At 67.2% G+C, this 20,812-nt stretch carries 18 protein-coding genes; 12 read left to right on the top strand and 6 right to left on the bottom strand.

Annotated features, from left to right (window positions below; translation table 11 throughout):
* The first annotated feature begins 6 nt into the window (after nt 1-6).
* Nucleotides 7-1,221: an ABC transporter permease gene (locus tag ABH900_RS03970; RefSeq protein ID WP_429621521.1), complete on the top strand. Its 1,215-nt coding sequence runs from the start codon at nt 7-9 to the stop codon at nt 1,219-1,221.
* Between the two features lie 53 nt (nt 1,222-1,274).
* The gene (locus tag ABH900_RS03965; protein WP_429621519.1) at nt 1,275-1,970 is read left to right on the top strand and encodes an ABC transporter ATP-binding protein; all 696 of its coding nucleotides are present in this window, start codon (nt 1,275-1,277) and stop codon (nt 1,968-1,970) included.
* A gap of 80 nt (nt 1,971-2,050) precedes the next feature.
* On the opposite strand, the gene ABH900_RS03960 is transcribed toward ABH900_RS03965, so the two are convergent.
* Nucleotides 2,051-5,404 carry an autotransporter domain-containing protein gene (locus ABH900_RS03960; protein WP_429621517.1) on the bottom strand — a complete coding sequence of 1,118 codons (3,354 nt, stop codon included), beginning with the start codon at nt 5,402-5,404 and terminating at the stop codon, nt 2,051-2,053.
* A gap of 186 nt (nt 5,405-5,590) precedes the next feature.
* Between ABH900_RS03960 and ABH900_RS03955 the strand changes: the two genes are divergently transcribed.
* The 3 genes from ABH900_RS03955 (at nt 5,591) to ABH900_RS03945 (ending at nt 6,828) form a co-directional block, all read left to right on the top strand.
* Nucleotides 5,591-6,109, top strand: coding sequence for a Rossmann fold nucleotide-binding protein (locus tag ABH900_RS03955; protein ID WP_429621515.1), 519 nt, complete (start codon nt 5,591-5,593; stop codon nt 6,107-6,109).
* Nucleotides 6,110-6,200: 91 nt separating this feature from the next.
* Nucleotides 6,201-6,401 carry a hypothetical protein gene (locus tag ABH900_RS03950; protein ID WP_429621513.1) on the top strand — a complete coding sequence of 67 codons (201 nt, stop codon included), beginning with the start codon at nt 6,201-6,203 and terminating at the stop codon, nt 6,399-6,401.
* 76 nt (nt 6,402-6,477) lie between these two features.
* Nucleotides 6,478-6,828 carry a VOC family protein gene (locus ABH900_RS03945; protein WP_429621511.1) on the top strand — a complete coding sequence of 117 codons (351 nt, stop codon included), beginning with the start codon at nt 6,478-6,480 and terminating at the stop codon, nt 6,826-6,828.
* A gap of 15 nt (nt 6,829-6,843) precedes the next feature.
* On the opposite strand, the gene ABH900_RS03940 is transcribed toward ABH900_RS03945, so the two are convergent.
* A complete protein-coding gene (locus tag ABH900_RS03940; RefSeq protein WP_429621510.1) occupies nt 6,844-7,473 on the bottom strand; it encodes a TetR/AcrR family transcriptional regulator in 630 nt (209 codons plus the stop codon).
* Between the two features lie 124 nt (nt 7,474-7,597).
* Between ABH900_RS03940 and ABH900_RS03935 the strand changes: the two genes are divergently transcribed.
* Nucleotides 7,598-9,070 carry a DHA2 family efflux MFS transporter permease subunit gene (locus ABH900_RS03935; protein ID WP_429621508.1) on the top strand — a complete coding sequence of 491 codons (1,473 nt, stop codon included), beginning with the start codon at nt 7,598-7,600 and terminating at the stop codon, nt 9,068-9,070.
* Nucleotides 9,071-9,081: 11 nt separating this feature from the next.
* Here ABH900_RS03935 and ABH900_RS03930 read toward each other — a convergent pair whose 3' ends face one another.
* Together ABH900_RS03930 and ABH900_RS03925 are read right to left on the bottom strand one after the other, a co-directional pair.
* Nucleotides 9,082-9,390 (bottom strand): KGG domain-containing protein, encoded by a 309-nt coding sequence (locus ABH900_RS03930; RefSeq protein WP_429621506.1) that lies wholly within the window; start codon nt 9,388-9,390, stop codon nt 9,082-9,084.
* Between the two features lie 160 nt (nt 9,391-9,550).
* Complete coding sequence (locus ABH900_RS03925; protein WP_429621980.1) at nt 9,551-10,015, bottom strand: MarR family winged helix-turn-helix transcriptional regulator; 465 nt, start codon at nt 10,013-10,015, stop codon at nt 9,551-9,553.
* 49 nt (nt 10,016-10,064) lie between these two features.
* On the opposite strand from ABH900_RS03925, the gene ABH900_RS03920 reads away from it, so the two are divergent.
* The 3 genes from ABH900_RS03920 to ABH900_RS03910 all read left to right on the top strand — a co-directional run bounded on the left by ABH900_RS03920 (nt 10,065) and on the right by ABH900_RS03910 (nt 14,712).
* Nucleotides 10,065-10,976: a S41 family peptidase gene (locus ABH900_RS03920; protein ID WP_429621504.1), complete on the top strand. Its 912-nt coding sequence runs from the start codon at nt 10,065-10,067 to the stop codon at nt 10,974-10,976.
* Nucleotides 10,977-11,074: 98 nt separating this feature from the next.
* Nucleotides 11,075-11,968, top strand: a complete 894-nt coding sequence (locus ABH900_RS03915; RefSeq protein ID WP_429621502.1) for an NAD-dependent epimerase/dehydratase family protein — start codon at nt 11,075-11,077, stop codon at nt 11,966-11,968.
* Nucleotides 11,969-12,180: 212 nt separating this feature from the next.
* On the top strand, nt 12,181-14,712 hold the full coding sequence (locus ABH900_RS03910) for a methyl-accepting chemotaxis protein (protein WP_429621500.1): 2,532 nt from the start codon (nt 12,181-12,183) through the stop codon (nt 14,710-14,712).
* A gap of 92 nt (nt 14,713-14,804) precedes the next feature.
* Here ABH900_RS03910 and ABH900_RS03905 read toward each other — a convergent pair whose 3' ends face one another.
* Nucleotides 14,805-15,191: a DUF2628 domain-containing protein gene (locus ABH900_RS03905; protein ID WP_429621498.1), complete on the bottom strand. Its 387-nt coding sequence runs from the start codon at nt 15,189-15,191 to the stop codon at nt 14,805-14,807.
* A 217-nt stretch (nt 15,192-15,408) separates the two neighbouring features.
* Between ABH900_RS03905 and ABH900_RS03900 the strand changes: the two genes are divergently transcribed.
* Entirely contained in the window at nt 15,409-15,579 is a 171-nt protein-coding gene (locus ABH900_RS03900; protein ID WP_429621496.1) for a hypothetical protein, read from the top strand.
* A 55-nt stretch (nt 15,580-15,634) separates the two neighbouring features.
* Here ABH900_RS03900 and ABH900_RS03895 read toward each other — a convergent pair whose 3' ends face one another.
* A complete protein-coding gene (locus ABH900_RS03895; protein WP_429621494.1) occupies nt 15,635-17,680 on the bottom strand; it encodes a TonB-dependent receptor domain-containing protein in 2,046 nt (681 codons plus the stop codon).
* A 494-nt stretch (nt 17,681-18,174) separates the two neighbouring features.
* Between ABH900_RS03895 and mdoH the strand changes: the two genes are divergently transcribed.
* Entirely contained in the window at nt 18,175-20,100 is a 1,926-nt protein-coding gene (mdoH, locus tag ABH900_RS03890) for a glucans biosynthesis glucosyltransferase MdoH (RefSeq protein ID WP_429621492.1), read from the top strand.
* Between the two features lie 50 nt (nt 20,101-20,150).
* A complete protein-coding gene (locus ABH900_RS03885; RefSeq protein ID WP_429621490.1) occupies nt 20,151-20,810 on the top strand; it encodes an alpha/beta hydrolase in 660 nt (219 codons plus the stop codon).
* Nucleotides 20,811-20,812: the final 2 nt, after the last annotated feature.

The following is a 20,812-nucleotide window of genomic DNA, read 5'->3' as shown; positions in this document are numbered from 1 at the left end:
ACCATCATGCAGATCGGCATCGTACTTTCGGCCCTGCGCCGGCACCGCCTGGCGACCTTCCTCATCGCGATGGAGATCGCACTGGCCTGCGCCGTGCTGTGCAACGCGATCTTTCTGATGATCGAGCGGAACGCTGCAATGGAGCTGGTCAGCGGCCTGGATGAATCGCGCCTGGGGGTCATCCAGCTCGACGGCATCGACGCCGAGCGCGCCAACGATGTCAACGCGCGGGTCATTGGCGCATTGCGGGGCTTGAGTGGCGTGACGGCGGCCGGGCTTGTCAGTGCCATGCCGTTCGGCAGCTCGGGCGTGCGCGCCGGCGTCAACCTGGACGAGGACCAGCAGGTGCCCGGTGGTGTTCTGGATTTCTACCTGGCCGATGCCGTGGCCCTGGACGCGCTGCAGCTGCACCTGGTGGGTGGACGCATGCCCGGTGCGGACGAGTTCGCACCGACCGATGAGCTGGTGCCGGCCAATCCCCCGGCGCTGATCACCCAGGAGCTGGCCCAGCGTTACTGGCCCGGTGAAAGCGCCGTGGGCAAGAGCCTGTGGGCGATGGATACCCGGCTGCGGGTGATCGGCGTGGTCGAGCACATGGCCGTGTCCCGACCCGGCCGCGGCGAGGCCAAGGGGTCGGACTGGTCGGTGATCGTGCCCGCATCGCAGGGGCCGCGTCTGACCGGCCGCTATCTGGTGCGTGCCGAGGCCGGCGACATGAACCGCGTGATGCGCGATGCGCAGGAAGCAATCCGCCGTGTCGCGCCGGACGTGGTGTTCGATGTCGAAGGCAGCCGGCGCATCTCCGAGTTGCGCGAACGCCATTTCGAAGGTGACCGGGTCATGATGGGGTTGCTGGCCGGCGTCATCATCGCACTGCTGGCCGCCACCGCGCTGGGTATTGTCGGACTGGCCAGCTACTGGGTGGAGCAGCGTCGCAAGCAGATCGGCATCCGCCGCGCGCTGGGTGCCACACGCACCGATGTGATGCGCTATTTCCAGATCGAGAACCTGCTGATCGTCTCCATCGGCATCGCCGCCGGGGCGCTGCTGGCCTATGCGATGAACCTGACCCTGATGCGCTTCTACGAACTGCCGCGCCTGCCACTGCTGTATCTGCCAGTCAGTGCGGTGATCCTGTTGCTGCTGGGTCAGGCGGCGGTGCTGGTGCCGGCGCTGCGCGCAGCAGCAATCGCGCCGGTGTCGGCCATCCGTTCGTTGTGAGTCCTGCAGCGGCCCTTGCCGGTCGCTGCTTCCATCTGCAAGCGAGAATTCCCATGCTCAGGATGCAAGGCGTCAGCAAAGTGTTCCAGGTGGGTGAGGTCATGACCCATGCATTGCGCTCCATCGACCTGTCGGTGCAGGAGGGCGATTTCCTGTCGATTACCGGCCCTTCCGGCTCCGGCAAGTCCACACTGCTGAACATCCTCGGTCTGCTCGAGGGCTTTTCCGGTGGCCACTACGCGATCGGCGGCGTGGATGTCGGTGGCATGCGTGACGCGGCGCTCAGCGCACTGCGCAACGAGAAGATCGGCTTCGTGTTCCAGGCGTTCAACCTGATTCCGGATCTGACCATCCAGGCCAATGTGGAGGTGCCGCTGCGCTACCGCGGCATGGCGGCGGCCGCATGCAGGCAGCGTGTGGTCTCGGCGCTGGCCCAGGTCGGACTGGGCAGCCGCATGTCGCACTATCCTGGCGAACTGTCAGGTGGGCAGCAGCAGCGCGTGGCGATCGCCCGCGCCATCGCGGGTACTCCGGCCCTGCTGCTGGCCGACGAACCGACCGGCAACCTGGACTCGCAGATGTCGCAGGGTGTCATGGAGATCCTGCGTGAGCTCAACCAGGGGGGCATGACCATCATCATGGTGACGCATGACAAGGCGCTGGCGGCCTGCGCTGGCCGCAGCATCCACATCGTGGATGGGCAGATCGTCGAGGTCACGGCGCAGGCCATGCAGGCGATGTGCGCCTGAGCTGAAAACGGGATTACCCGGAAGCAGAAGGGGCGGCCGAATGGCCGCCCCTTCTGTTTTCATCCCGCTGCAGGCACAGATCAGAAACGCACCGACCAGCGTGCATTGGCACCATGGTCACGGCTCTCGCTGCCGAACTGGCCGCTGTAGCCCAGTTCCAGCTGCTGGCGCGGGGTCAGCCATGCCGACAGGCCCAGCTCGGCCACCACCGCGTTGTCGGCAATCGGTGCACCGTTGACCGCGAAGGTGGTGGCACCGCCATTGGCGAAGGCAAGGTTGGCGACCTGGCTGCGATCACCGGAGGCGCGACGATAGCCGACGCCGCCCCGCAGGTGCAGCCAGCTGTCCTGCTGGAACGAGGCCTTCAGGCCCTTGTCGAAGCGCACGCCGGCAGTGGCCACCGTGGTGCCGGTGTCGTCGACCTTGCCCTGCAGGGCTGCGGCACCGCCACGCTCGTTGATGCGCTTGAGGTCCACTTCCACGCGTGCAACCTGCAGGTACGGCTCCAGCCCGGCTTCGGGACCGCCGAAGCGGTAGCCGGCTTCGATGAAGGCCTGGCGGGTGCGGGCGTCGTAACGTGCGCTCAGGCTGTCGCTGAAGCCAGCGAAGGCGACATCACGCGTGCTCTTTACCTCGTGCGTGCTCCAGGCGACACCGCCGCGCAGGCCGAAGCCACCCCAGCTGTGGCTGGCGTAGGCACCAAAGTGCGTGTTGTTGATCTTCGATTTGGCGCGACGATCCCGCTGCTTCACGTCGGTACGTCCGGTGCCGGCCAGCACGCCCAGCTGCCAACCGGAGACCTCGCGGTCGATACCGACCAGCAGGCCGTTGCTGTTGGCTTCTGTACGGGCGGTGTTGAAGTCACCGTCCAGCTTGCTGTTGCCACCGATCGCCTGCACCCAGGCACCGGTCGCATCACCGGTCTCCGCACCGGGCGCGGCCGCACCGGCGCGACGTGACAGTGCAGCATCGCGCACATAGCGGCTGCCTTCGACCAGAGCCAGGGCCGTGGCCGGATGCAGCTCACCACTGAGGCCGTCGAGCACGCCGCCGACCTGCTGCGGGAACAGCTGGGTCAGTGGCTTGGGCAGGCCCTGGGCGATCGGCAGCTGATCGGCGGCAGCGGCGACCGCGCGCTGGTTGGGGGTGTTGGCCGCGGTGGTCAGCGATGCGCCACGGGCGACGTAGATACGCGTGCCGTTGGCACCGTAGGCCAGGCTGAACTGCAGGAAGGGCGAGAATGCGCTGAAGTCGGTCTTGGCGAACTGGCCGCTGACGCCACCGTCGGCGCGCAGGAAATTGAACTGCTCGCCGAGGTAGTACACGCCCGGTTCCGGCAATGCGACCAGGGTGCCGCCGAGGGTGGCGGTACCGGTGACATGCAACTGGTCGCTGCGGCCACCGGGCGCCAGCTCCGCCGCATAGACGCCGGTGGCGCCCTGCACGTAGTTGCCGTTGATGGTCAGCGTGCCGATCGAGTTGCCCGGCGCGATGATGCCGTCCACGCGCGTATTGCCCAGCGTGCCGACGCCCTTGAGCAGGCCATTGGTGCCCACCGTGGTGGTGCCGCCGGTCTGCGTACCGTTGAACGACACCACGCCGCCGTTGACCGCCAGGTTGCTGTTCTTCAGCGTACCGCTGGCGCTGACCGTGCTGACGCCACCGGTGGTGGTCAGTGCGGTGGACACCAGGCTGCCATTGAGCAGGAACTGGCCGCCCTGCACATCGACCGCCGAGGCCAGGGTATTGCTGCCGTTCAATTCCAGCGTGCCTTCGCGCAGCACCGCGCCATTGAAGCTGTTGTTGCCACTCAGGCGCAGCCAGCCCGCGCCGGACTTGGTCAGCTTGCCGGGGCCGCCGATGTCGTTGGTCCAGTTGTCCCAGGCATCGCCTTCCCAGACTTTCAGGCCGCCGGCCTTCTGGTTCATCACCACGTTGGTGTCCACGCGCAGCGAACCGTAGCCTTCGATGGCCTTGCGCAGGTCCACCATGCCCCAGCCGTAGATCGGGTCGATGCCGGGCGCGCCGAGGTCACGCGCGGTGGTCAGCAGCACGTCGCGGACCTGTGCATTGTCCAGGTACGGGAAGCGCTCCATCAGCAGACCGAGGGCACCGGTGATGTGCGGCGCAGCCATCGAGGTACCGGTCTTGGTGCCGTAGACGTACTGGGTGTTCTCGCTGTCGATGATCAGTCGAGTGTAAGTAGAGGTGTTCTCGACGCGGCCCTTGATGTCGCCGGACACGATGGTGCTGAGGATGTCGGTGCCCGGGGCCGAGATGCACCAGTTGGCGGCAACACCGCAGATGCTGGAACTGCCATCGATCACATAGTCGGTTTCGCCGGCAGCCGCATTCGGCCGGCGTACGTTGGCCACGGCCAGCCAGTACGGCTCCAGCTCAGGCTTCCAGCGCGGCATTGCGGCGGTGATGCCAGCCACCGCGCCGCTGCCATTGCCGGCCGACCACACCTGGATGAGCGTGGAACCGGGGGTATCGCCCTGGGCGGCGTAGATGCTGCCATACACGCCGTAGCCGGCACCGATGCTGGCGTACTGCAGGTCCAGTGCGGCAGCGGTCATGTTGCGCGTGGAAATGCCCCAGCTGTGGTTGATGGCGCGTACGCCCTGCGCCTGGATCTGCGCGTACATGTCCAGCGTCGCGGCGTCGTCCGGATCGGTGCGGTACACCGCGCGTGGGCGGTAGTAGTTGTCCGGGTCCAGGCGCCACTCGTAGTAGGTGTCGCCGAACACGCGGGCGGCGGTCAGGTTCGAACCGAATGCCACGCCGTGCATACCCTTGCCGTCGCGGTTGGCGCCGATGGTGCCCAGTACGTGGGTGCCGTGGTCGGCGTAGCTGAAACCGTAAGGCTGGCCGGCGGCGATCAGGCGTGCAGCAAGTGAGGCCGGAACGCCGGCACCCAGGCCGTAGTAGTTGTAGCCGGGCTGCTCGCCGCGGGTCTGTTCGCAGGCGCCTGCACCGGCGACCACACCGGGCGTCGCACAGTTCGGCCCGATGGTGATGCTGGAGGTGTTGCGCCCTGCGAACTCGGGGTGGGCCAGTGCCGAGCCCGAGTCGAACAGTGCCAGGCGTACGCCCTTGCCGGTCAGGCCACGCGCATAGGCGTAGTCCGCGCCCATCGCGCCCAGGCCCCAGTCGGCATTGAACTCATCGCTGCGCCAACTGGCCGGATCGCCAGGGTTGCCGAGAATGGCGGTGCTGCTGGCGGCAGGCGCGCTGGCCGTCGCTGCCGGCGCGGTGCTGGCGGCAGGCAGTGCCCACGCCGCCTGCAGCTGGCGCTGCTGTTGCCAGGCATCGAGTGATTCGCTGGCCAGGGCAGGCAGCGCGGTGGCCAGCAGCAGCGAGCTGGCGACGGCAAGCGCCAGCGGGCGCTGCGACAGGGAGCGGGACGAACGGCCGTACAGCGGGTGATTCATCGGACAACTTCCTTGGTTGACGGACATCAAGGCCGTTAACGCCAAGAGGTGGCGATATCCCCCAGTTATGTGAAGGGAATTTTATGAACCTGTTAATCTTGCGTGACAGTCTGACGCCACGACGCGCGCCGCGAAGCACTACCTCACCTCCACCCCGTTCTCTCTTCCGATCAACCGGGACCGTCGATGACCACCGCAATCCGTAAACCGCAGTTGGCGATACTGGGTAGTGCAGACCCTGGCAGTGACGCATTCGAGCGCGCCGCGGAGGCAGGGCGGTTCCTGGCCTCGCAGGGCATCACCGTGGTCAGTGGTTGTGGAAGCGCCGCCACCCGCGTGGCCGCCGAGCAGGCGATCGCCGCTGGCGGCCAGGTGTTGAGTGTCGTTCCGGAGGGCAGCATGCCGCCGGCCGATTGGCCCGCCACGGTGGTGGTGCCCTGCGGCATGGGCGATGCGCGCAACCTGATCATGGCGCTGGCCGGTGATGCCTGCATCGTCATCGGTGGCCGCGCGGGCACCATTTCCGAAGTGTGCCTGGCGTGGCTGCACAAGCGTCCGCTGCTGCCGCTGGTGGGGGCAGGTGGCTGGTCCGACGGATTGCCGGACAATCCGCCGGACGAACGTGGCAACTCGCCGATTCTGCCGTGGCGCAACATCGATGAGCTGGCCCAGCAGCTGCGTGTGCTGGGGTTGCTGCAGCACTGAGGCCATCACCCTGCGCCTTCACTCCGCGTCCCGTGTGCAGCGCTAAGGTGACCCGGCCTGGGCTCACCAGGCTTATCAAGGAGTGATGTCGATGCGTGCTTTCAGGAAGGTAATCGCAGGTGCGGTGTTTGCGTTGGCCTGCAGCGGTTCGGTCGCGGTGGCCGGTCCTGTCGAACCCTGTGACAAGCCGTGCTGGAGGGCTTACCAGATGTGCCTGGCCAGTGGCGGTGACGCCACCGAATGCCAGCAGGCGTACAACACCTGCGTGGTCGATATGTGCATGGGCGTGTGAGTCGCGCCGATTGAAGTTCGCCCGATGTGGGGCCCCGTCCTCGACGGGGCTCTTCTGTTTCCGATGCGGGAGTGCCATGGCTGTCAAGCGCGTCGTTGCCAACATCGCTACACCGGATCCTTCGCGTGCCGCCGCCTTCTACGGCGACCTGCTCGGCATGCCGGTGGTGATGGACCACGGCTGGATCATTACCCATGGCGGTCAGGGCAGTGCGCTGGCCCAGCTCAGTTTCGCCAGCGAAGGTGGCGCCGGCATGCCGGTGCCGGATCTGTCGATTGAAGTGGACAACCTGCAGGAGGTGCTGGAGCGCATGCGCGCAGCTGGCATCGCGTTGGAATACGGACCGGCCGACGAGCCATGGGGCGTGCGCCGCTTCTTCGTGCGCGATCCGTTCGGGCGGTTGCTCAACATCCTCGCCCACGCCTGAGCGCTGGATCGGGCCTCAGTGGCGTCTGCGGCCGCGTGCAGGCAGCGGTGACACACCGACCATTCGCAGGCAATCAGCCACCACGGCCGCGATGAAAGCCTCCGCGTCCTGCGCTGGCATGGCGATCAGATCGTCGGTGGCGCCGTGCACGCCGGCATAGATCAGCGAGGCGGTCACCTGCGGTGTGGGCAGCTGCCACAGGCCTGCGCGGATGCCATCTTCAAGGATGTCCAGCAGTTGCTGCTGGATCGCAGTGCGTTCGGCGTTGCCGCGCTGCCGGTGATGGTGGTTGGCGTACACCACATCGTGCAGGGCATGGGTGCGTACATAGATCTCGATGTTGGCGCGGATCCAGGCGTGCAGGCGCGCCACGCCATCGTCGGCAGGATGCCGCTGCACGGCCTGCCCGACCTCGGCCATGAACTGCCGTGTGTAGCGTTGCGCCAGCGCCTGCAGGATCTCGGTGCGCGAGGCGAAGTAGGTATAGAACGTGCCCTTGGCCACATCGGCGGCGACGACGATGTCGCTGATGGTGGTTGCTTCCACGCCCTGTGACAGGAACAGCGCCTGGGCGGCGTCCATCAGTTCTTCCTGGCGCGTTTCCGCGGGCTTGGTACGGGGCCTGGCGACTGCGGGGATCTGCATGGTGGGCGGGGTCCGGGTGCGACGGCCCTCATTCTAGCGGCCCTTTGACACTGACTGACCGTCGGTCATTGACCGACGGTCAGTCAGTAGCTACGATGCGCGCAGTTCTTTCCGGGGTACGCGCATGCAACGCTTCCGACGCCCGGCGCTGGTACTGGCGGCCTATCTGGGCACGTTCCTCGCCTCGCTGGACATCAGCATCGTCAACGTCGCCCTGCCGACGCTGCAGCAGGCGCTGCACACCGACATGGCGGGCCTGCAGTGGGTGATCAACGCCTATGCGATCGCGCTGTCGGCGGTGATGTTGTCGGCGGGACCGCTGGGAGACCGCCATGGCCATCGCCGCATGTGGTTGCTGAGCGTGGCCACCTTCATCCTGGGCTCGTTGCTGTGCGCCGGCGCGGCCACTCTGTCCACGCTGGTGGCTGGGCGTGCGGTACAGGGCGTGGCCGGCGCGCTGTTGATTCCCAGCGCCATGCCGATCCTCAGTCATGCGTTTCCCGAGCCTCGCCAGCGTGCCCGCGCGATCGGCGGCTGGTCGGCCTTCAGCGCATTGGCGCTGGTGCTGGGGCCGTTGCTGGGAGGGGTGCTGGTGCAACGGGTGGGCTGGCCCAGCATCTTCCTCATCAATGTACCGTTGGGCGTGCTGGCACTGGCACTGGGTGCCTGGGGCATTCCGGAGCGGCGGCATCCGCAGCATGCAGCGCTGGACCCGGCCGGCCAGTTGCTCAGCATCATCGCGCTGGGCGCGCTCAGCTACGGGTTGATCGCGATCGGCGAGCATGGACTGCTGGCATCCCGGACGACGCTTGCGCTGGGCGTCGCGGCGCTGGGCCTGCTGGCGTTCGCGTGGGTGGAACGTCGCGTTGCGCGCCCGCTGCTGCCGCTGGATCTGTTCATCGACCGGCGATTCCGCATGTTGAACCTGGCGTCGTTCGTGCTTGGCTTCACCGCCTATGCCAGCCTGTTCTTCCTGTCGCTGTTCTTCCAGCAGGCGCAGGGACGCGATGCCGCGCAGGCGGGCGTGCAGCTGGTTCCACAGTTCCTGCTGATGGGGGGCGTGTCATTGCTGTTCGGTCGCCTGGTTGCACGCATCGGCCTGCACACCGCGCTGACGCTGGGCTATGCGCTGACCGGTGTGGCGTTGTGTGCGATGACCTCGTTCGAGCCGGCAACGTCGCGTGGATATGTCTGCGCATTGCTGATGCTGCTCGGCATCGGAATGGGCCTGGCGGTCCCGGCGACCGGCATGGCGGTCATGGCCTGCGTGCCTGCCGAACGCACCGGCATCGCCTCGGCGACGATGAACGCGTTGCGCCAGGCCGGCATGAGCCTGGGGATCGCGTTGCTCGGCAGCCTGATGAGCCTGCGCGCGGTGCAGCAGTTCTCCGTCTCCGCGCGCGCCGCCGGCCAGCCCGTTCTGATCCAACACGCGCGTGCGCTGATTCTGCAGCCGCCGCTGATGCCGCCTGCGTCGGAGATGCTGGCCTGGTATCGCAGCGCGATGGCCAGCGGGTTTGGATGGGCGATGGCGCTGGCCGGTGCGCTGGCGATCGCTGTTTCTGCGGGCCTGCATCGGCAGCGCATGGGGCGGTGACCGTTCTGCATTCAGCCCTGTTGGCGGGGCGGGATGTCCGGCGTGGAATCGGCGACCTGCTGCTGTTGTTGCGATGGTTGCCGTGCATTGGCGTGGCGCGCATGCCCACCTTCGCGACCGATCGCCGCCATGTGCTGGCGGTTGCGGCTGATGGCCTCGCCTCCCTTGCGGCCAGCGACGCGCGCCTCGGCAGGACTGAACTCGTGCGCGTTGCCCGATGCATGTGCCGCACGTCCACCCTTGGCGGCGATGGCACGCTGCTTGTCCTGGTCCATCGCGGCAAAGCCGCGCTGGGACGTGCTGTGTTCCCGGTCTGCCATGTGAATGCTCCCTTTGTTGCAGGTGGCTGCCATCGTCGCCGTTGTCCGGCTAAAACGATGTACGCGCCGGCCGCATGACCTTCACACGGCACGGTACTTTCGTTCACGGGTTGCTACGGTGCCTGTCGGTGCGGTGCGACGGATCGCGACCGCCAGGGCGTCAGCGCTTGCGGGCTTCTCGCAGGCGATCCGCGAACGGACGCTGTTCGAGCGCCTGCATTGCCTGGCGCAGGACCTGTTCGAGCGGCAACCCGAGATCGGCATCGAGGCTGCGCGCGGCGTGCGCGGTGGCCAGCCATTGCGCCTGCAGGGCAGGCAGCGTCTGCTGTGCATGCGGGGTCAGTTGAAGGATACGCTCGCGCCCGTCCTCGCCGTTCGCGGTGTGCAGCCAGCCGTCGCGCACCATCGCCGCAACCGTCTGGCTGAGTGCCGAATGGCTCAGCCCGCAGGCGATGGCCAGGTCCTTGATCCGGCAGGGGCCCTGCGCCATCAGCGTGCGCAGCACCGGCGTGTAGCGGGGGCGATAGTCCAGCTGCAGATCGCGGTAGGCCTGTTCGACGGCAGGATCGAGCTGGTCGAGCAGGGCGCGCAGCAGGGTACCCAGCGTGGCGTGTTGGAGATCCATATCGGTGATGATATATAAGCACTTACATATCATCAACGTGGGGCGGGTCATGATGGTCTCCTGGATGTTCGGTGCGCTGCTGGCGGCGGCCTGCCCGGCGCAGGACGCCGTGCTGCAGGCGGCGGCCTCGGCGGTACAGGCGCAGTACCTGGATGAAGGCGAGGGCGCACGCATCGCCGAGGCCCTGCGCAGCTGGGCGAAGCAGCAGCGCTACGCCGCCAGCTGCGCCGACCCGGCCGCCTTCAGTGCGCGCCTGAACCAGGATCTGGACAGCTTCGATGGTCACTTCCATGTCGAGCGGGTGGACGCGGCGGCCGGCCAGGACGATTGGCTGATGGCCTGGCGTGCCGACGCCTACCGCAACGGCGCCGGCGTGCGCGAGGTGCGCGTGCTGGAAGGCAACATCGGCTACCTGCGGGTGAGCACGTTCTACCCGCTCGAGCTGGCGCAACCAAAACTGGCTGCGGCCTTTGCCTTGCTGGCCGACACCGATGGCCTGGTGCTGGACCTGCGCCAGAACGGTGGTGGCGACGATGGCAGCGCGGACCTGCTGGTGCGTACCCTGCTGGAAGCAAAGAACGTCGCGGTGCAGCAGTTGGAGCAGCGCGGCCGGCGCAGCGAGGTGCCGCTGCCGCCGGCGAGTCTGCCCGCTTACCTGAAGCCATTGGTGGTGCTGGTCGACCGTCGTACCGCCTCGGCGGCCGAGTTCGTCGCCTATTCGCTGCAGGCGCTGGGCCGCGCGCGCATCGTTGGCACGCGCAGTGGTGGCGCCGCGCATATGTTCGGCGATCCTGTGCTGCTGCCGGATGGCTATCAGATCAGTATTCCCGACCGTCAGCCGATCAACCTGCGCACCGGTGGCAACTGGGAAGGCACCGGTGTCGTGCCCGATGCAGCCGGTGGCGACGATCCGTTGTTCGTCGCCCGGCAGCTGCTGACCCCGCCCGAGTCGTCAAGATGAACGCACATCGGAAGCACGCTCCTATCGCAGACGCGGCGATGCATGCCTAGAATCGAAGCATCCCGGTAATTCCCGGGCGCTTCGAGTGAATGGACTCAATGAAGATTCTGTTGACCGGCAGTTCCGGGCGCATCGGGCGTGCGATCTTCGGTGCGCTGGCGGCTGCCCACGAAGTGGTGGGGCTGGATCGCAGCCCGTTTGCCACCACCCGCATCATCGCCGATGTCACCGATCGCCAGGCGATCGCGCGCGCAGTGCAGGGCGTCGACGCGGTCATCCATACCGCGGCGCTGCATGCCCCACACGTCGGGCTGGTGCCGGACGCGGTGTTCCAGCAGATCAACGTGGACGCCACCGCGCACCTGCTGCAGGCCGCACGCGAAGCCGGTGCACAGCGCTTCGTGCTGACCAGCACCACCGCGCTGTACGGTCACGCCGTGGTGGCCGGTGGCTGCCGTTGGATCGACGAAGACACCGAGCCGCTGCCGCGCACGGTCTATCACCGTACCAAGCTGCAGGCCGAAGCGCTGGCCGAAGCTGCGGCCACCGTGGATTTCAGCGTGCGCGTGCTGCGCATGGGCCGCTGCTTCCCCGAGCCTCCCGAGCGCATGGCGATGTTCCGCCTGCACCGTGGCATCGACGCACGCGATGTGGCCAGCGCACACGCCGCCTTGCTGCTGGACCAGGGCGCCGCGTTCGCGCGCTATGTCGCCTGTGCGCCGACCCCGTTCCGGCGTGAGGACTGCCTGCAGCTGGCCAGCCAGCCGCGCACTGTGCTGGCCCGCCGTGCGCCGCAGCTGTTGGCTGAGTTCGAGCGCCGCGGCTGGCCGTTGCCGCTCAGCATCGATCGCGTCTACGACAGTGCCCGCATCCGCAGTGTGCTGGGCTGGCAGCCGCGCTTCGGGCCGGACGATGTGCTGCAGCAGTACGCCGTGGGCAGCATCGAAGTGCTGCCGCGCGCGCAATGGATCAAGGACCGCGTGGCCGAATGAGGAGGGCCGGCCGGACGGTTGGCTGACCCGTCCCTGAGCAGGTTCAGGAAAGTGCGGATGCGACGCCTCAACCTCGTTGGCGGCCGGCCGCTAACCCGGTGCGCTTCCAGCGCCGGGCTGGTCCCGGCGGCCGGTGGCCTGCGCGACGGATCGCGCGCCTGCGCGGTGCCCTCGCGGTACCGGTCGTCCTGAACTGCCTTGCGGACCCTTCCATGCCCCCTTCCCGTTCCGCCGCTGCCCGCCGTCCGGGCAGCATCGCCCACAAGCTGATGCTGGGCACCGCCGTGATCGCACTGCTGTGCTTCGGCCTGACCGCGTTCCTGATCTACCGCCAGGCCAGCGCCAGCCTGATCAATGCCTCGCGCCAGACCATGTCCAGCGAGGCCACTGCCGAGGCGCGCCAGGTCTCGGCCGACCTCGGCACCGCCTTCGCCAGCAACGACGCCATGGTGGAAACCGTGCTGGCCCAGCGCGCGCGCGGTGATGTGCCCGATCGTGCCAGCCTGGCCGCTGTGCTCGGCGAGCAGCTGCGCACCCATCCGGAGTGGCTGGGCAAGAGCACCATGTGGGAAGCCGATGCCTTCGATGGCAAGGATGCCGCGTTCGTCGATACCGACGCACACGATGCCAGCGGCCGTTTCATGAGCTACTGGGCCTGGCATGACGGCAAGCCGCAGCAATCGCCGATGACCGACTACACCGAGACCGCCAGTGGCTCCGGTGACTGGTACGTCGTGCCCAGCCGCGACAAGCTGGCCAAGGTCAGCGAACCCTACGCCTACGACATCGCCGGCCAGCAAGTGCTGATGAGCACGCTGAGCACGCCGATCGTTGAAAACGGCAGGTTCCTGGGCGTGTTCACCGTTGACTTCTCGCTGGCTGCCCTGCAGAAGCATCTGGCCACGTTGAAGCCGATGGGCGCCGGCCGCGTCGAACTGCTCTCGCCCAAGGGCGTGGTGCTGGCGTCGGCCACCGCCGCCGAAATCGGCAAGCCGCGCAGCGATGCGCTGACCCGCAGCATGCTGGCCGACATCGCCGCCGATCGTCCGTTCGAAGCCTTTATCCCGGATGCGGACGGCAACGTACGCGTCTATGTGCCGCTGCGCGTGGGCGATGCCCCGCAGCGCTTCGCGCTGGGTGTGGTGATGCCGCACGCGGTGATCGTGGCTGAAGCGCGCCAGCTGCTGTGGCTGACCCTGCTGGTCGGTGTGGTCGCTGCACTGACCCTCAGCGCGGGTGTCTACGTGCTGCTGCGCCGCCTGGCCATCCGCCCATTGGCCGAAGCGGTGCGCGTGGCCGGTGACGTTGCTGCCGGCAAGCTGGACAGTACGCTGCCGGCACGCAGCAACGACGAAGTGGGGCGCCTGCTGGAGGCGATGCAGGGTATGCGCGGCCAGCTGCAGGCGGTGATGGTTGCACAGGCGGAGATGGCGCGTCGCCACGACGCCGGCGAAATCAGCTACCGGATGGATGCGGCGGCATTCCCGGGTGAGTACGGGCGCATGGTGGCCGACAGCAACCAGCTGGTCGCCTCCAGCAATGCCGTCACCCAGCGCCTGGTGGAAGTGATGCAGCGCTACGCGGTGGGTGACCTCAGCGTGGACATGGAAGCCCTGCCGGGCGAGAAGGCGGTGTTCACCTCCGCCATGGCCACCACCAAACACAATCTGGCGGCGATCAACGAACAGATCCAGCAGCTGGCGGCTGCCGCTGCCGACGGCGACTTCGCGGTGCGTGGTGATGCCCTGCGCTTCGACCATGATTTCCGCCGCATGGTGGACACCCTCAACACCATGATGCAGGTGAGCGATCACAACCTGGCCGAGCTCTCGACGCTGCTGCGCGCGATCGCTGCTGGCGACCTCAGTGCACGCATGCAGGGCGACTTCCATGGCGTGTTCGCGGTGATGCGCGACGATGCCAACAGCACCGTGCAGCAGCTGACCCGGATCGTCGGCCAGATCCAGCAGTCGGCGGCCAGCATCCGCCTTGCCGCAGGCGAAATCGCCGCCGGCAACAGCGATCTGTCGCGTCGCACCGAGCAGCAGGCCGCGAACCTGGAAGAGACCGCCGCGTCGATGGAGGAGTTGACCTCCACCGTGCGCCAGAACGCCGACCATGCGCTGCAGGCCAACACCCTGGCCGGTTCCGCCGCGGGCGTCGCCAGCGAGGGCGGCCAGGTGGTCAGCCAGGTGGTGCAGACCATGGAGCAGATCGAGGCGTCATCGCAGCGCATCGCCGAGATCATTTCGGTGATCGATGGCATCGCCTTCCAGACCAACATCCTGGCACTGAACGCGGCGGTGGAAGCAGCACGTGCCGGCGAGCAGGGCCGTGGTTTCGCCGTCGTCGCCAGTGAAGTGCGCGCGCTGGCACAGCGCTCGGCCGGTGCGGCCAAGGAGATCAAGGAGCTGATCGATGCCTCGGTGGCGCAGGTCGGCACCGGTGCGCAGCTGGTGCATGGCGCCGGCCGCACCATGCAGGAAATCGTCGGCCAGGTCGGGCGTGTGAACGAGATCATGGCCGAGATCTCGGCGGCTTCGCGCGAGCAGTCGGCGGGCATCGAACAAGTCAACCAGACCGTGGTGCAGATGGACGAGACCACCCAGCAGAACGCCGCCTTGGTGGAAGAAGCCAGTGCTGCCGCGCGCGCGATGGAAGAGCAGGCCGAGCAGCTGGCGGTGGCGGTATCGCGCTTCCGCCTGCAGGCCGAACCGGTGGCCGCTGCCCGCCACGCGGCCTGAGCTTCCGGCTCCCACAAACGACGACGCCCGGCCGAAGCCGGGCGTCGTCGTTTCCGCGCAGTGGCCGGATCAGGTCCGGCCAGCGCAGGGGTTCAGAACATGCCTTCGAAGGGGTTCCAGCTGGCCTTGCCCTTCACCTGCTCCAGGTAGTAGCTGTAGTTGGTGCTGGAGGCGACCAGGAAGTTCATGGCGATGAACAGGGGGCGCGCGACGACATCCGGCAGGAACAGGGAGACGATGGTGAGCACGATGCCGATACCGATCACCACCAGTGCCTTGCGCCACATGCCCAGGATGAGCAGGTAGATGAAGCCGAAGAAGAAGGCGAAGAAGTTGATGTTGACCTTCAGGCGGTCGCCGAAGGACAGCGCCTTCCAGGCCTGCTTGAAGCCCGGCTCCTTGGGAGCGCCGTGCTGCTGGAAGAAGGTGAAGCGGAACTGCCACTTCGGGCTGAAGCGGGAAAGATCGACGGCATTCATTGACGGATACGTCCTTGTAGGAAAACGGTTACATCGTAATGGCGGAGCGGTTCAGGAAGCCAGCCCCTGGCGTCAAAAATGTGACGCCGGCGCACGCACGGGGCTGCGGCCGGCCGCCGCACCGTCACCCGCCCGCCTTGTTTTTAGGATAGGGTGCGCAGTTCCGCCGCCGCCCCTGCTTGGATCCGTGTGGTGGCGGGATGTCCATGGAGGTTGCATGACCACACCTGCTACACCGGAAAACGCACCGGGACCGGTGCTCCTGCCGACACCTGAAGTGGTGCAGGCGCAACAACTGCTCGCGCGCCAGCAACTGGCAATGGCGATGGACCGTGCACGCACGGCCGCCACACGGGATGCGGCACCGGCCGCGTTGGAAAGCGAGTAAACCGCAACACCGCCGATCGCGCTGGCTTGCCGCCAGCGCGATCGCGGCACGCGCATCAGAAGCGTGCGGTCATGCTGAGGAAGTAGCTGCGCCCGGCCACGAAGTAGTCGGTGGAGCCTTCTGCATACAGCTTCTTGTCGGCCAGGTTGCTGACGCCGCCGCGCAGGGTCAGCACCTCGTTGACGTTCCATGCCGCGGTCAGGTCATACAGGGTGTAGGCCTTGAGGAAGGTCGTGGCGATGCCGGTCTGCTTGCCGGTGTACTGCGCCGACAGGCTGCTGGAGAACACCGTGCCGGGCGTCCAGTCCAGCGACGAATAGCCGGAGAACTCCGGCGTATCGATCAGGTTGCGGCCGGTGGTCAGGTTCTTCGCTTCCTTCATCCAGGTCGCCGAGGTGCGCCAGCGCCAATGCTCGCCGAAGCGGACGTTGAAATTGCCTTCCATGCCGCTGGTACGGGCGCGCTGTACGTTGCTCATGCGCGTCCACCAGATGCCATTGAACCGCCCCAGTGGTGCGTACTCGATCTTGTTCCTGAAGTCGGTATGGAAGTAGGTCAGGCCGGCATCGACCAGGTCGTTGTCGAAGCTGATGCCGATCTCACGGTTGGTGCTGGTTTCCGGATCCAGGTCCGGGTTGCCGGCCATGTAGCAACCGCCGCGGGTATAGCCCAGCGGAATCAGCGAGGTGCAGCCACGGCCACCGGACTGGGTGGCGGCGGTCGCCGAATTCTCGGTCAGGCTGGGCGCACGGAAGCCCTTGGAGACGCCACCACGGATCGTCCACTGCTCGGCCGGGTGCCAGACCAGATAGGCGCGCGGGCTGACATGGCCACCGAACTTTTCGTGGTGGTCCAGGCGCGCGCCCAGGGTCAGGGCCAGGGTGCGGTGTAGTTTCAGTTCGTCCTCGACGAACAGCGCCCAGGTATCGACCTGCAGATCGGAGCCGCTGACTGCATTGCCGGCGTAGTCGATCGGCGTCTGGCCGATGGTGTCGGTGTTGGTGAGCTCCTGGCGCTTCCACTGGCCACCCACGGCGAACTGGTGCTCGACGCCGAGGGTGAACGGCGTGCTCAGGCTGCCTTCGATGATCGTATCGGTGGCCTCGGAACGACCGGTGGGGCCGATGTCGTTCTTGTACTCGGTCCAGTAGGCGCTGAGCTTGGAAGTGCCAAAACGCCAGGTGCCGTCATGGTTGAGCGCCAGCGAGCTGCGCTTGAGTTCGCTGGCGCCCCAGGCGCCCTCGTCCTGCTTCTCCAGCGAGGCATCGATGAAGGCCTGCTGCACGCCGTGGCCGGCCTCCAGCGAAAGGTTCTGCGCATCGCTCAGCTTCCACTGCAGCAATGCATCGACGTTGCGATCCTTCTCGCCCGCATACGCATTGCCGTAGACACCGCCATTGGACTGGTCGGAGTCGCGGCGCATGCTGTTGGCGCCGATGCGCAGGCCGAAGCGCTCGCCCAGCGGGCCGGAGAACGTCGCACCGATCTGCTGGGTGTCGCCGCGCTTGCTGTCAGAGGGGCGGGTGTAGCTGTGGGTGGCGCTGCCGTTCCATTCGTCGCCGATCCGCTTGGTGATGATGTTGATCACCCCGCCCATGGCATCGGAGCCATACAGCGAAGACATCGGCCCACGCACGACTTCGATGCGCTCGATCTGGTCGGGCGAGATCCAGTTCAGGTCCTGGCGGCCGAGGTCGGGGCGGTAGTTGGTCGAGGCCGAGCTGCCCATGCGCTTGCCATCCACCAGTACCAGCGTGTAGTTGGACGGCATGCCGCGCAGCTTGATCTTGGACTGTTCACCGCTGGCGCTGAGGCCGCCGGTGACGCCTGGCACGCGGCTGAGCAGGCTGGCCAGATCGTGCACCGGCTGGCGCTCGATGTCCTCGCGGCTGATCACGCTGATGCTGGCCGGGGCATCCTTGATCCATTGCTGGTTGCCCGAAGCGGTGACCACCACGGTATCCAGGTCCTTGGTGGAGGCATCGGCGCTGGCCTCGGCGGCGGCCAGGCCGGGCAGGGCCAGCAGGCAGGTAGTGGCCAGCGCAGTGGCCAGGCGGGTGCGCGACAGGCGCGCGGAACGGAAATGGGACGGCAGGGACATGACGGCTTCCAAGGGGAGATGGGGGACCCGGTGGAAGCAGCAGGCGCAGGCAGACAGCAGGCAGCCCCCTTCCATGGGTCGTCGGGCGCACGGTGCGGACCGGCGCAGCTGGGTGGGTTGCAGCCGTGCGGAGGACGGTGACCTGCCTGGTTAATGAAATGATAACCGTTCGCGTTTGTTACGATCCAGTACCCCGTGTAACGCAATGACACCCGGCCGTCTCCTGGCGGCATCGCCTGCTGCATGCTGAATGGGGATAAATCCCGGCGTAGACCTTCGCACGCGGCTTACATCCGGCGGCCTAGACTGAGCCGCATTTTCGATTCCGCCCCGTTGGAGATCGTGTGGGTTCCGGTAGTGATAGACATCGACTGTGCGGCCTGAGGCCGACACAGCCAGGACAAGTGCGGGCGCCGGGAAAGCGCACCGGGAACCTTCGTGCATGCAGCCCGGCCGGGATGGCCGGCCGTGCCGACTGCGTGGAGTAGGCGGTGATGGGGGGTCAAACCATCCACGCGGAAACGGATGCGCCCCGGCTCGACGCCGGCTGGGCGTTGCTGCCCGCTGAATCTCCGTTGCAGATGCCCGAGCAGACCTTGCGCGAAGGCGCGCTGAAGGTCCGCCGGCATCGTACGTCGCCGCGCCTGATCGGCCTGCGTCGGCTCTACATCTTCGGTGGCACGCTCGGCATGACCGCCGTGGCCACGCGGATGATGTGGCGGGTGCTGTCGGCCAATGGCATCAGCGTGCTCGAAGCATGTCTGCTGGTGCTGTTCGTCGGCCTGTTCGCCTGGATCGCGCTGTCCTTCGCCAGCGCCCTGGCCGGCTTCCTGACCGCCGTGTTCGACCGTGGCTATCGCCTTGGCATCGACCCGGACAAGCCGTTGCCGACCGTACACAGCCGCACCGCGCTGCTGATGCCGACCTACAACGAAGATCCGCGCCGGCTGCTGGCCGGCCTGCAGGCGATCTACGAGTCGGTGGCCGCCACCGGTCAGCTCGATCGCTTCGACTTCTTCGTACTCAGCGATACCCGTCGCGAGGACATCGCCGGCGCCGAGGAGCAGGTGTTCTCCGAGCTGCGCGAGCGGGTTCCGGACGGGCAGACGCGGCTGTTCTATCGCCGCCGTGGCGACAATACCGGGCGCAAGGCCGGCAACATCGCCGACTGGGTGCGGCGCTTCGGCGGGGCCTACCCGCAGATGCTGATCCTCGACGCCGACAGCCTGATGACCGGCGACAGCATCGTGCGGCTGGTGGCCGGCATGGAGCACAACGCCGACGTCGGCCTGATCCAGACCCTGCCATCGGTGATCGGCGGTCGCACCCTGTTCGCGCGCATGCAGCAGTTCGGTGGCCGCGTGTATGGACCGGTCATCGCCCGCGGCGTGGCCTGGTGGCACGGTGCCGAGAGCAACTATTGGGGCCACAACGCGATCATCCGCACCCGTGCCTTCGCCGACCACGCCGGCCTGCCGGCACTGCCGGGGCGCAAGCCGTTCGGCGGCCACGTGCTCAGCCATGACTTCGTCGAAGCCGCGCTGATGCGCCGCGGCGGCTGGGCCGCGCACATGGTGCCGTACCTGGGCGGCAGCTACGAGGAAGGCCCGCCAACCCTGACCGACCTGCTGGTGCGCGACCGTCGCTGGTGCCAGGGCAACCTGCAGCACGGCAAGGTGGTGGGCAGTGGCGGTCTGCACTGGATCAGCCGTACGCACATGCTGATCGGCATCGGTCATTACTTCACCGCGCCGATGTGGGCGATGCTGATGCTGATCGGCATCGCGATTCCGCTGTTCCAGGAGGGCATCGATTTCAACGCCCTGCTGCACCTGTCGCCCAGCGTGTACTGGCGCGCACAGGACGAGGAGCAAGTGGTGCGCCTGTTCGCCGCCACCATGGCGGTGCTGCTGCTGCCCAAGGTGCTGGGTTATCTGGCGATGCTGCTCGACCCGGTCGACCGTCGCGGCTGTGGCGGCGCGATCCGTGCCTTCGTGTCGATGCTGGTGGAAACGGTGCTGGCGGCGCTGATGGCGCCGGTGGTGATGTACGTGCAGTCGCGCGGCGTGGCCGAAGTGTTGTCCGGCCGCGATTCTGGCTGGGACGCGCAGCAGCGTGATGATGGTGGCATCTCGTGGATGGCACTGATCCGCGGTTACGGCGGCCTCGGCGTGTTCGGTGCCTTCATGGGCGTGCTGGCCTGGGCGGTGTCGCCGTCGCTGGCGGCATGGATGGCGCCGGTGGTGATCGGCATGGTGCTGGCCATTCCGGTGGTGGCGTTGACCTCCTCGCGGGGACCGGGCGCCTTCCTGCATCGCCTGGGCCTGCTCGATATTCCCGAGGAGAACATCCCGCCGCCGGTGCTGGTACGGGCCGCGCAGCTGCGCCGGGAAGCGGCCGAGCAACCGCCGCTGTACTGATCGCCCCGTGCCAGCGGCATAATGCGGCTTGAACTTGAAGGAGCCGCATCATGCTGCAAACGGTGGAACAGGAAACCGGCGCCTCGCCGCAGTGGTCGGTGATCTGGCTACATGGCCTTGGCGCCGACGGCCACGATTTCGCGCCGATCGTGCCCGAGCTGGTGCGGCCGCACTGGCCGGCACTGCGCTTCGTGTTCCCGCATGCACCGGTGCGGCCGATCACGATCAACAACGGCGTGCCGATGCGCGGCTGGTACGACATCGTCGGCATGGACTTCCGTTCGCGTGCCGACATGGCCGGGGTGCGGGAATCGGTGCAGCAACTGGATGCACTGATCGCACGCGAGATCGAGCGTGGCGTCGCACCGGAGCGGATCTTCCTGGCCGGTTTCTCGCAGGGCGGTGCGATCATCCTCAGCGCCGCGCTGTCGCGTACTGCGCCGCTGGCCGGCCTGATCGCCCTGTCCACTTACCTGCCCGATGCCGACAGCGCCCAGCGCGCGGAAGGCGCCGTGCAGGTGCCGGTGTTCATGGCCCACGGCAGCGCCGACCCGGTGATTCCGCAGGCGGTGGCCGCGCACAGCGCGCAGGCACTGCAGGCGTTGGGCCTGCAGGTGGAATGGCACAGCTACCCGATGGCCCACCAGGTCTGCGCCGAAGAGATCCAGGCACTGGGCGACTGGCTGCAGGAACGCCTGGGCACGGCCTGAGC

The sequence above is a fragment of the Stenotrophomonas sp. AN71 genome, assembly GCF_050435725.1.
Taxonomy (GTDB): domain Bacteria; phylum Pseudomonadota; class Gammaproteobacteria; order Xanthomonadales; family Xanthomonadaceae; genus Stenotrophomonas.
The sequence above is the reverse complement of the archived record's forward strand: the minus strand, read 5'-3'. Positions and strand labels throughout refer to the sequence as shown.

What these genes read in the sequence shown, in the direction of transcription:
- ABH900_RS03970 (WP_429621521.1), top strand. Translation starts at nt 7, where the DNA reads ATGCAGATCGGCATCGTACTTTCGGCCCTGCGCCGGCACCGCCTGGCG.
- ABH900_RS03965 (WP_429621519.1), top strand. Translation starts at nt 1,275, where the DNA reads ATGCTCAGGATGCAAGGCGTCAGCAAAGTGTTCCAGGTGGGTGAGGTC.
- ABH900_RS03960 (WP_429621517.1), bottom strand. Translation starts at nt 5,404, where the DNA reads ATGAATCACCCGCTGTACGGCCGTTCGTCCCGCTCCCTGTCGCAGCGC.
- ABH900_RS03955 (WP_429621515.1), top strand. Translation starts at nt 5,591, where the DNA reads ATGACCACCGCAATCCGTAAACCGCAGTTGGCGATACTGGGTAGTGCA.
- ABH900_RS03950 (WP_429621513.1), top strand. Translation starts at nt 6,201, where the DNA reads ATGCGTGCTTTCAGGAAGGTAATCGCAGGTGCGGTGTTTGCGTTGGCC.
- ABH900_RS03945 (WP_429621511.1), top strand. Translation starts at nt 6,478, where the DNA reads ATGGCTGTCAAGCGCGTCGTTGCCAACATCGCTACACCGGATCCTTCG.
- ABH900_RS03940 (WP_429621510.1), bottom strand. Translation starts at nt 7,473, where the DNA reads ATGCAGATCCCCGCAGTCGCCAGGCCCCGTACCAAGCCCGCGGAAACG.
- ABH900_RS03935 (WP_429621508.1), top strand. Translation starts at nt 7,598, where the DNA reads ATGCAACGCTTCCGACGCCCGGCGCTGGTACTGGCGGCCTATCTGGGC.
- ABH900_RS03930 (WP_429621506.1), bottom strand. Translation starts at nt 9,390, where the DNA reads ATGGCAGACCGGGAACACAGCACGTCCCAGCGCGGCTTTGCCGCGATG.
- ABH900_RS03925 (WP_429621980.1), bottom strand. Translation starts at nt 10,015, where the DNA reads ATGGATCTCCAACACGCCACGCTGGGTACCCTGCTGCGCGCCCTGCTC.
- ABH900_RS03920 (WP_429621504.1), top strand. Translation starts at nt 10,065, where the DNA reads ATGATGGTCTCCTGGATGTTCGGTGCGCTGCTGGCGGCGGCCTGCCCG.
- ABH900_RS03915 (WP_429621502.1), top strand. Translation starts at nt 11,075, where the DNA reads ATGAAGATTCTGTTGACCGGCAGTTCCGGGCGCATCGGGCGTGCGATC.
- ABH900_RS03910 (WP_429621500.1), top strand. Translation starts at nt 12,181, where the DNA reads ATGCCCCCTTCCCGTTCCGCCGCTGCCCGCCGTCCGGGCAGCATCGCC.
- ABH900_RS03905 (WP_429621498.1), bottom strand. Translation starts at nt 15,191, where the DNA reads ATGAATGCCGTCGATCTTTCCCGCTTCAGCCCGAAGTGGCAGTTCCGC.
- ABH900_RS03900 (WP_429621496.1), top strand. Translation starts at nt 15,409, where the DNA reads ATGACCACACCTGCTACACCGGAAAACGCACCGGGACCGGTGCTCCTG.
- ABH900_RS03895 (WP_429621494.1), bottom strand. Translation starts at nt 17,680, where the DNA reads ATGTCCCTGCCGTCCCATTTCCGTTCCGCGCGCCTGTCGCGCACCCGC.
- mdoH (WP_429621492.1), top strand. Translation starts at nt 18,175, where the DNA reads ATGGGGGGTCAAACCATCCACGCGGAAACGGATGCGCCCCGGCTCGAC.
- ABH900_RS03885 (WP_429621490.1), top strand. Translation starts at nt 20,151, where the DNA reads ATGCTGCAAACGGTGGAACAGGAAACCGGCGCCTCGCCGCAGTGGTCG.